This is a genomic window from Clostridium sartagoforme AAU1 (assembly GCF_000401215.1).
Taxonomy (GTDB): Bacteria; Bacillota; Clostridia; order Clostridiales; family Clostridiaceae; genus Clostridium; species Clostridium sartagoforme.
Genome location: NZ_ASRV01000130.1, coordinates 1 through 9,185 on the forward strand (window position 1 = coordinate 1; position 9,185 = coordinate 9,185).

The 9,185-nt window shown below is 28.0% G+C and carries 10 protein-coding genes and 1 pseudogene; 5 read left to right on the forward strand and 6 right to left on the reverse strand.

Annotated features, from left to right (window positions below; genetic code table 11):
• The first annotated feature begins 166 nt into the window (after positions 1–166).
• Together A500_RS21280 and A500_RS20000 are read left to right on the forward strand one after the other, a co-directional pair.
• Positions 167–703 (forward strand): hypothetical protein, encoded by a 537-nt coding sequence (locus A500_RS21280; RefSeq protein WP_242835115.1) that lies wholly within the window; start codon positions 167–169, stop codon positions 701–703.
• A pseudogene (locus A500_RS20000) lies at positions 696–791 on the forward strand (IS200/IS605 family transposase); the annotation flags it as partial. The gene A500_RS21280 and the pseudogene A500_RS20000, both read left to right, overlap by 8 nt.
• Positions 792–1,154: 363 nt before the next feature.
• Here the strand turns inward: A500_RS20000 and A500_RS10325 are convergent.
• Positions 1,155–1,502 carry an SH3 domain-containing protein gene (locus A500_RS10325; protein ID WP_016207528.1) on the reverse strand — a complete coding sequence of 116 codons (348 nt, stop codon included), beginning with the start codon at positions 1,500–1,502 and terminating at the stop codon, positions 1,155–1,157.
• A 523-nt stretch (positions 1,503–2,025) separates the two neighbouring features.
• On the opposite strand from A500_RS10325, the gene A500_RS20410 reads away from it, so the two are divergent.
• Complete coding sequence (locus A500_RS20410; RefSeq protein WP_157453647.1) at positions 2,026–2,187, forward strand: hypothetical protein; 162 nt, start codon at positions 2,026–2,028, stop codon at positions 2,185–2,187.
• Positions 2,188–2,398: 211 nt separating this feature from the next.
• Here the strand turns inward: A500_RS20410 and A500_RS10330 are convergent, their stop codons facing one another.
• From A500_RS10330 to A500_RS20005, 5 genes are read right to left on the reverse strand one after another with little or no spacing between them, the layout of a single operon-like run.
• Positions 2,399–3,103: an ABC transporter ATP-binding protein gene (locus A500_RS10330; RefSeq protein WP_016207530.1), complete on the reverse strand. Its 705-nt coding sequence runs from the start codon at positions 3,101–3,103 to the stop codon at positions 2,399–2,401.
• 3 nt (positions 3,104–3,106) lie between these two features.
• On the reverse strand, positions 3,107–3,865 hold the full coding sequence (locus A500_RS10335) for an ABC transporter ATP-binding protein (RefSeq protein WP_016207531.1): 759 nt from the start codon (positions 3,863–3,865) through the stop codon (positions 3,107–3,109).
• Positions 3,859–4,830 (reverse strand): branched-chain amino acid ABC transporter permease, encoded by a 972-nt coding sequence (locus A500_RS10340; RefSeq protein WP_016207532.1) that lies wholly within the window; start codon positions 4,828–4,830, stop codon positions 3,859–3,861. Before A500_RS10340 ends, A500_RS10335 begins: the two co-directional genes overlap by 7 nt.
• Before the next feature lie 8 nt (positions 4,831–4,838).
• Entirely contained in the window at positions 4,839–5,714 is an 876-nt protein-coding gene (locus A500_RS10345) for a branched-chain amino acid ABC transporter permease (protein WP_016207533.1), read from the reverse strand.
• Positions 5,715–5,738: 24 nt separating this feature from the next.
• Positions 5,739–6,854 carry an ABC transporter substrate-binding protein gene (locus tag A500_RS20005; protein WP_083935690.1) on the reverse strand — a complete coding sequence of 372 codons (1,116 nt, stop codon included), beginning with the start codon at positions 6,852–6,854 and terminating at the stop codon, positions 5,739–5,741.
• Between the two features lie 358 nt (positions 6,855–7,212).
• Here A500_RS20005 and A500_RS10355 point away from each other — a divergent pair, with 358 nt between their 5' ends.
• Both A500_RS10355 and A500_RS10360 read left to right on the forward strand, forming a co-directional pair.
• A complete protein-coding gene (locus tag A500_RS10355; protein ID WP_016207535.1) occupies positions 7,213–8,538 on the forward strand; it encodes an APC family permease in 1,326 nt (441 codons plus the stop codon).
• Between the two features lie 179 nt (positions 8,539–8,717).
• Entirely contained in the window at positions 8,718–9,122 is a 405-nt protein-coding gene (locus A500_RS10360; protein WP_016207536.1) for a flavodoxin domain-containing protein, read from the forward strand.
• The last annotated feature ends 63 nt before the right edge of the window (positions 9,123–9,185 follow it).

A 9,185-nucleotide genomic window follows, 5' to 3' on the forward strand; every position in this document is an offset into this window, starting at 1 on the left:
GAGTTAAATGGTATATCTGAATTAGAAAAATAAAAATGGGCAGAGCTAATCAAAAATTTATTGCTAGAAATAAAAAAAGAAGCAGATTTAAATTGGAATACAGCCAACGCTTTAACCTTAGACAAAATCGAGGTCTTTGAAAAAAGATATGTTCAAATACTGGAAAATGGCTTCAAAGAAGATTATATTGCAAATAGTGAATCATACTCAAAAAAAGAAACATAAGAAAAGTACTAGTCTTAATCAGCTTAATAGATTAAGTGTATGTAAAGATCAAATACTTGCCTTTATGTATGACTTTGATTCTCTTTATAATTACACCAATTTTATTTCAGAATTATCGGACACTGAAATAGTTGCAACGGTTATAGCAACTTTCTGTTTAATAGATAGAACAATAAGTTTAATAATGTATTATAAAGAAAAAATAATGAAAGGTGAAAATCTATTTTTGATAAAGAATTGTGTATATATAAGATATCTAAATGAGATATCTAGGAACTTAGATATATTATCAATAGAATCAGCAGAAAATAAAGGAAAGGTAAAAGCATGTGGAATTTTAAATGCTTTAAAAGTAGAAACATCAAACTTAAATTTCGCAATTGAATGTTTATCGAGATATTTAGATAAAGAAGGTTATGATAATAAAGCCTTACATAACTTGACGAGTGCATATATTTTAATTGGTGGAGAAAAGTAGCCTCATTATTTTTGATAGATCTGCAAGTTTAAAATATAAGTATGGAAACAGGCATTTTTGGTGTAGAGGATATTACGTAGATACAGTATGAAGGAATAAAACCGCAATTACAAAATACATATAAAATCAAATTCAAGAGGGGCAAATAGCAGAAGCAAATAAGCATGAAAGAATATATAGTCATCGGTAAAAGGTAGCAAATAACAAAACTACCCGACGAGAGTGGTAGCTACAAAAAAATGTTTTTCGATTGGCAGTTTTTTCAGAGCACGAGTAGTGCCGAAAGTACCATGCCCTTATAGGGCTTAATCAAGCCACCAGCTAAGCTGATGGCTTGACTTAAATGGATTATCATAAGCTCTCATTATTTTTATTAATGTCTTCGTATTTAGAGAGCTCTAAGTTACTAAGTATTAAATATGCTTCTACTGTCTATATTAAATATAAAACTCTATTGTAATACACCTGTACTTCCTAAAACCCAACCAGTATAATTATTTTGGAATGAAGAAATATGGTACCAAGCTCTACCAACTGAATCATAAGTTGGACCAGATTCAACTCTCCTTAGGGTTGTTCCAGCGCTAAGTTTTGTAATTGCATAAGACATTTCACTTGGAGATGTATATACTGTTGCTGATACAAGAAGCCTAAATGTTCCATCATCCATAGGTTGAATTACTTCAGTATCTAAAGATGGTTTATTATTTAAAGCTTCAGCTTTTGCTTGGGTGTTTGAACTAGTAATACTTGCAGCAATAATAAAAGACATTAAAATTATTGGTAGTTTTTTAATCATTCTAAATCCTCCTTGTAATAATATACTTACATTTAACTATATGTTTTTATTTCATAATTAGAACATAATTTATTCTAAAAAGAATATAGTTATCTAATCTTGTATTAATTATTTTTTTATATTTAACTCGCTTTATATTCATATAATAACATAGTATCCATAATATGTAAATAAATTACTTTAAAAATAAGTATTACCATTATTTTACAACCGATTACTTGACAACGGTATGTCATGTTATGAAAATACAGATAAAAAATGATTTATTTATATTACCTGTATAATATGTAAAATTATATCTAAAAGCAAAGGTGAGCAGTAAAATTATATAAAGTGAGAAGTTGAAAAATACGATTTTAAGGTTTTCAGTAAAGCTATAAAAGTAGCACGAAAGGCAAAGGAATATCGAGAAATCAATTAGCATGAAAAATGATCTTAATGTGTTAAATTACTTTACAATCGTCAGAAAAGGGCTATGTTATTAGGTTAATAACATAGTTTAAATAAAAATGAGAATGGATAAATGGATAGGAGAGATAATATGATTTTAGAAAATAACTATAATAAAAAATATTCGGATGAAATAAAGTTAAAAGTAGTAAGAGAAGTAAAACAATGGAGAAGACTAGCTGAGGTTGCGGGGGAAATAGGATGCTCTGTTACTTCGATTAACAACGGGGTATAGCTATATGGTAATATTTAATTATAAGTATATTGTTACAAGTATATAACTATAATTGTAACCCGTTTGTCATATCTAAAAGTATACTTACTAAAAATTAAATTACTATATTTGAATAGTTACATATCAATAAAATAATAATTTTGGATTTTTGCACTAAAGTTATATAATTTAAAATAAAAGAAAAAATAGAGGATTAATTACTCCTCTATTTCTATTCTCCTAGATAAGCACTTTTAATTGTAGAATCATTAAGAAGATCTTTAGCATTACCACTTAATACAATTTTACCAGTTTCTAAAACATAAGCTCTATCAGCTATAGATAAGGCAATATTTGCATTTTGTTCTACTAATAAAATTGTGGTTCCAGCTTTGTTTATTTCTACTATTGTATTAAAGATTTCTTTAACAACTATAGGTGCAAGCCCCATGGAAGGTTCATCTAAGATAAGCATTTCTGGTTTATTCATTAAAGCTCTACCTATTGCAAGCATTTGCTGCTCACCACCTGATAAAGTTCCAGCTTGTTGATTTTTTCTTTCTTTTAGTCTGGGAAATTTAGTAAAAATCATATATAAATCATCTTGAAGAGCTTTTTTATCTTTTCTTAAATAAGCTCCTAGAAGTAAATTTTCATTAACTGAAAGATTTGCGAAGATTTTTCTTCCTTCAGGAACATGGGAAAGACCAAAGGATACTATTTTATGAGGTGGAATTTTATTTAAAATAATATCTTTAAATTTTATACTACCATTTTTATAATTTTGAAGGCCTGATATTGCTCGTAATGTAGAAGTTTTTCCAGCTCCATTTGCACCTATTAAAGTTACAATTTCACCTTTATTTACTTCTAAAGATATATTTTTTAATGCATGAATTCCATCATAATATAAGTCAATATTCTCTATTTTAAGCATAGTTTAAGCTCCTTCCCCAAGGTATGCTTCAATAACTTTAGGGTTATTTTTTATTTCATCTGGCGTTCCTTCAGCTATTTTCTTACCATAATCTAATACAATTATTTTTTCACAAATTCCCATTACTAACTTCATATCATGTTCTATAAGTAAAACAGAAATTTGAAATTCATCCTTAATCCAATTAATCATTTCCATAAGCTCTTTAGTTTCTTGAGGATTCATACCAGCAGCTGGCTCATCTAGTAAAAGGAGAGAAGGTCCTGTAGCTAATGCTCGTGCAATTTCAAGTTTTCTTTGTTCACCATAAGATAAATTTTTAGCTAGATCATTCTTTTTTGAAATTAATGAAAATGCTTCTAATAACTTTAAACTCTTTTCCTCAATTTCCTTTTCTTCCCTTTTAAATTTAGGGGTCCGTAAGATGGAATCTAAAATACTATATTTAACTTTATAGTTAAAGCTAATTTTTATATTATCAATAACAGTTAAATCAGAAAATAGTCTTATATTCTGAAATGTTCTAGCAATTCTATTTTTTGTTATATCATAAGGTTTTAATCCATTAAGGTTTTGACCAAGATATGATATTTTGCCTTCGGTAGGGCAGTACACTCCAGTTAACATATTAAATACTGTTGTTTTTCCAGCACCATTTGGACCAATAAGACCCACTAATTCTTTTTCTTTAATATCTAGATATAGATTTGAAACTGCTTTTAATCCACCAAACTGAATTGAAAGGTTTTGAACAGCTAACATTTTTCTTCCTCCTTTCTTTTATTTAAACCTTGTTTATTAAAATTTTTAAATACATTAATAGATAATTCTTTATTTCCTAAAAGTCCTTGTGGCCTAAATAGCATTAAAATAATTAGAGCTAGAGGATAGATAATCATTCTAAGTTCTTTTAAGCTCCTTAAGCCTTCAGGTAAGAATGTTAAAAACATAGTAGCTATAACTGAACCTGATAATGATCCCATACCACCAAAAACTACAAAAGTTAGTATGTCTATAGATTTTATAAAATCAAATGATGCAGGTTGAATAAAACCAAGATGGTGTGAAAATAGACCACCAGCTAATCCAGCAAAAAAAGCTGCTATACAAAAAGAATACATTTTATATTTAAAAGTGTTAACACCCATTGCTTCTGATGCAATTTCATTTTCACGAACTGAAATCATAGCACGACCATGAGAAGAATGAAGTAAATTATATATAACAACTATTGTTATAACAGCAAAAATATAAGCTGTAGTAAACTTTGTTTTTATAGGTATACCAGAAAGTCCGCTAGCACCCCCAAGATAATTTATATTCATTATTATAACTCTAATTATTTCTCCAAAAGCTAGGGTTGTAATAGCAAAATAATCTCCTGTTAACTTTAAGGTTGGGATTCCTATTAGAAAAGCAAAAAGTGATGCTACTAAACTACCAATTAAGATAGAAATAAAAAATGGCAAACTAAGTTTTACAGATAATATAGCCGAAGTATATGCGCCTATTGCCATAAAACCAGCATGGCCTAAACATAATTGTCCTGTGAAGCCAACGATTAAATTCAATGATATTGCTAGAATTAAATTTATTAAAATTAAATTTAGTATTCCTCCATAATAAGAATTAATTATTCCAGTCTTAAGTAATACAAACAATACTATATAAGTAAGAATAATACCAAGTAATGCTTTAAATGAGCCTTTTGATAATAAGTTTTTCACAATATCACCTACACTTTCTCATTAGTCTTTTGGCCAAGTAGTCCAGAAGGCTTTATTAGTAATATTATAATTAAGATAGAAAATGCTATTGCATCAGAAAAATTTGTAGAAATATACGCTTTGGTTAAAGTTTCTAACAATCCCATAAGTAGTCCACCAAGAAGAGCACCAGGAATACTTCCAATTCCTCCAAGTACTGCGGCAACAAAGGATTTAAGTCCAGGCATAGTACCCATATATGGGTTAATACTTGGATATGCTATAGCAACTAAAACTCCAGCAATACCTGCTAATGCAGATCCTATAGCAAAAGTAAGAGAAATTGTAGTATTAACATTGATTCCCATAAGAGATGCAGCTTCTACATCATAAGAAGCTGCTCTCATAGCCATTCCAACCTTAGTCTTATAAACAATAAATTGAAGGATTAAAACAAGCAATGCAGAAATTACAAGCATAAGTATTGTTTTCGAATTTATTTGAAGAGAACCAATATTTAAAAATTTATTAGGAATTAAGTCTGGAAATGGTTTAGGATTAGGACCAACAATATATCTCATACCATTTTGAAGAAGTAATGAAACTCCTATAGCTGTAATTAATAGTGTTATTCTTGGAGAATTTCTAAGTGGCTTATAGGCTACCTTTTCTATAATAATGCCGATAAAGGCAGAAACAAACATAGCAACCAATAAAGTTGGAATTAATGGTAGTTTTAATGAAGTAGAAGCATAATATCCAGAAAATGCTCCAATCATATAAATTTCACCATGTGCAAAATTAATAAGTTTTATAATCCCATAAACCATTGTATAACCAAGTGCTAGGAGAGCATAAACACTACCTAAAGCTAAACCATTTATAAGTTGTTGTAAAAATTCCATTGCTTATCCTCCTTGTCTATCAAATTAAGGGTTAACTTTATCTACTAAAGTTTTATTTTCACCATCAACCTTTATTATACTTGCACTTTTAACTGCTGATCTTTCTTCATTGAATTTAATATGTCCAGTAACACTATCAAGCTCAATTGAAGCTAAAGCTTCTTTTATCTTATCAGCACTAAAGTCTCCGGATTTCTCTATTGCTTTTACTAGAACCTTAGCAGTATCATAACCTAAAGCAGCAAAAGCATCAGGATCCTTATTGAATTTAGCTTTATACGCATCAACAAATTTCTTTACATTTTCATCTGTATCACCAGAATAATAGTGATTTATATATAAAGCACCGTTAATAGCTTCCCCACCTATAGAATAAAGTTCTTCAGATTCCCATCCATCTCCACCTAAGAATTGAGAAGTTATTCCTGTTGCTCTAGCTTGTTTAGCAATAAGACCAACTACATTATAATAATCAGGAAGAACTAATACATCAGGATTAGATGATTTTATCTTTGTAAGTTGTGCATTAAAATCAGTATCGCCATCATTGTAACTTAAATATTCAGTTACTTGTCCACCTTTAGATTCAAAATCTTTTTTAAATGTATCAGCTATACCTTTTGAATAATCTGAACCAGCGTTGTATAAAACAGCTGCTGTTTTTTTGCTTAAGCTTTCTTTAGCATATTTAGCTAATATCTCACCTTGGAATGAATCTACAAAGCATCCTCTAAATACATATTCCCCACCTTTATTTGTTATATTAGGTTCAGTTGCAGTTGGAGTTATAAGTGGAATTTTTTTTGAAGTTGCGTTAGGAGCAACTGCTGTTGTAGCTCCGGAAGTTACAGGACCGAGTATAGCAACTACTTTATCATTATCTACAAGTTTATTAAAAGCTTGTATCGAAGGAGTAGGATCTGCTTGATCATCTTCAAATATAAATTGTATTTCTTTTCCGTTTATACCTCCAGACTTATTGATTTCTTCTTGTAATAATTCAGCCCCATTTTTTACAGATTGTCCATAAGTAGATGCTTTTCCAGTTAATGGTCCAATTGCACCTATTTTAATTATTTTTTCATCTTCCGCCTTACTAGAGCAGCCACTTAAAAGTGATAAACCTAATGTTAATGAAATAACGCCGCAAAAAAGTTTTTATTCATAAATATCCCCCTTTTCTTATAAAAGCTTAATAATAAAATATTAATAAAATACCTATATAGTTATTAAAGTAATATTTTAAATTCAAATAATTTAAAGATATATTAACATATAGGATAAAAAAATACAATATAAATATTGTTATTTTGCTGAGTGAATCAAATATTAAAATAAATGTACGGAAAACATTACAAATATCTTTATTAAGGGTAGCTAAAAGTTGATTTTTATTAAGGAATTATTAAATTTAATATTTTTATTTATATCTTTATATGATATATTGTACAGAGAAATTATAATTATTAATTAAGATATTATACAAAGAGGTGAAATAATGAAGAAAAATGAATATGGTTTATTTACCGCCATAGGAATGATAGTAGGAATTGTAATAGGATCAGGAATATTTTTTAAAAGTGATAATATATTAGTAGCTACTAATGGAAGTATAAGTTTAGGAGTTCTTGTATTTAGTATTGCTGCAATGGGAATTATTTTTGGAAGCTTAACTATTTCAGAATTAGCATCAAGAGATTCAAAAGCAGGTGGAATAATAACTTATGCTGAATATTCATATAATGAATCAGTTGCTTGTGCTTTTGGATGGTTTCATACATTCTTATATTATCCTACGCTTGTTGCTGTAGTTTCATGGGTATCAGGTATATATATATGTATGTTATTTGGCATAGATGGGGGATTAACGATTCAAACAATAATTGGATTTATAATAATGATTTTATTTTACTTTATGAATGTATTATCTGCTAAATTAGGTGGATACTTTCAAAATGCATCAACGATAATTAAAATCATTCCTTTATTAGTAATAGCAATAGCAGGACTTCTTTTGGGAAATCCTACTGAAATAATAATAAGTGACATTGTACATATGGAACCTACTACATGGATAGCAGCAATAGCACCTATAGCATTTTCTTTTGATGGTTGGATAATATCAACCTCTATAGGACATGAAATAAAAAATTCTAAAAGAAATTTACCAAGAGCTTTGGTAGTTGCGCCATTGTTTATATTAGCCATATATGTATTATATTTTATTGGAATAAGTATGTATGTTGGACCAGAAACAATAATGAGTATGGGAGATGAACATGTTAATTTAGCTGCTACTAGATTATTCGGACCTTGGGGGGCTAAAATAATATTAACATTTGTTGTGATATCTATACTAGGAACTGTAAATGGATTGATAATGGGGCATATCAGAATGCCATATTCTTTAGCAATAAGGGGAATGTTTCCAAATTCTAAGAAAATAAAAGTTGTCAATGAGAGAGTAGGAATGCCTATTAAATCTTCAGTTGTATCTTTTTGTATATCATTTGTTTGTTTAGTTATACATTATATAACTCAAAAATATAATTATTTACCTAATAGTGATATATCAGAAATATCAATAACTGTTAATTATTTATTGTATATAATGTTATACTTCAAAGTATTTAAAATGGGCTTAAATAACGAAATTAAGGGCTTATGGAAGGGTAAACTTAATCCTATTTTTGCAAGCTTAGGATCTTTAATTATTCTATTTGGAAGTATTAAAAATCCATTATTTTTTGTATATATTATAATATGTGGAATAATATTAGTATCATCAGTATGCTTCTGGAAATATAAAAAACAAGAAATATAATTGTAGTAAAAAAGATAGAAATTTTTTCTATCTTTTTTATTTTGTAGAAAATAAAAAAAGAATAAGGAAATTTGGAGTATCAAATTAGTTTCCAAAAAAATACAAATAATATATAATTATTAACATAATCGTAAATATGTAATTTTTATATGAATATATATTAATTGGGGGAGATTATATTGAAAGGTTTAATTTTATACTTCAGTGGTACTGGAAATACAAAATTTATTGCCAATAAGATAGGTGAAGAATTTATAAAAAATGAATGTGAGGTAGAAATACATTCAATAGAAGAAGATTTTGATATAGAAAAGATATCATTTGATTATTTAATTCTTGGATTTCCTAAGTATTTTGAATATATCCCTCAAATATTTATGGAATTTATAGAAGATAATCTACATTATTCTGAAAGCGAAATAAAAACAATGATATTTTCAACAGGAAAAGATAAACTTCAAACTTACTTTGATGAATTAGAGAAAATATTAATAGAAAAAAATTTTAAAGTCATATTAACTACAAATTTTAAAATGCCAAATAGCAATATATTAAGTAGAGAATATTTAGATACTAAAATATAGATTTAGAAGAAGTATATAATAAATCCTTACAAAAAATAAAAAATGAAATAGCAAATTTTTTGA

Coding starts and splice junctions, on each gene's coding strand:
- A500_RS21280 (WP_242835115.1), top strand. CDS start 167: ATGGCTTCAAAGAAGATTATATTGCAAATAGTGAATCATACTCAAAAA.
- A500_RS10325 (WP_016207528.1), bottom strand. CDS start 1,502: ATGATTAAAAAACTACCAATAATTTTAATGTCTTTTATTATTGCTGCA.
- A500_RS20410 (WP_157453647.1), top strand. CDS start 2,026: ATGGATAGGAGAGATAATATGATTTTAGAAAATAACTATAATAAAAAA.
- A500_RS10330 (WP_016207530.1), bottom strand. CDS start 3,103: ATGCTTAAAATAGAGAATATTGACTTATATTATGATGGAATTCATGCA.
- A500_RS10335 (WP_016207531.1), bottom strand. CDS start 3,865: ATGTTAGCTGTTCAAAACCTTTCAATTCAGTTTGGTGGATTAAAAGCA.
- A500_RS10345 (WP_016207533.1), bottom strand. CDS start 5,714: ATGGAATTTTTACAACAACTTATAAATGGTTTAGCTTTAGGTAGTGTT.
- A500_RS10355 (WP_016207535.1), top strand. CDS start 7,213: ATGAAGAAAAATGAATATGGTTTATTTACCGCCATAGGAATGATAGTA.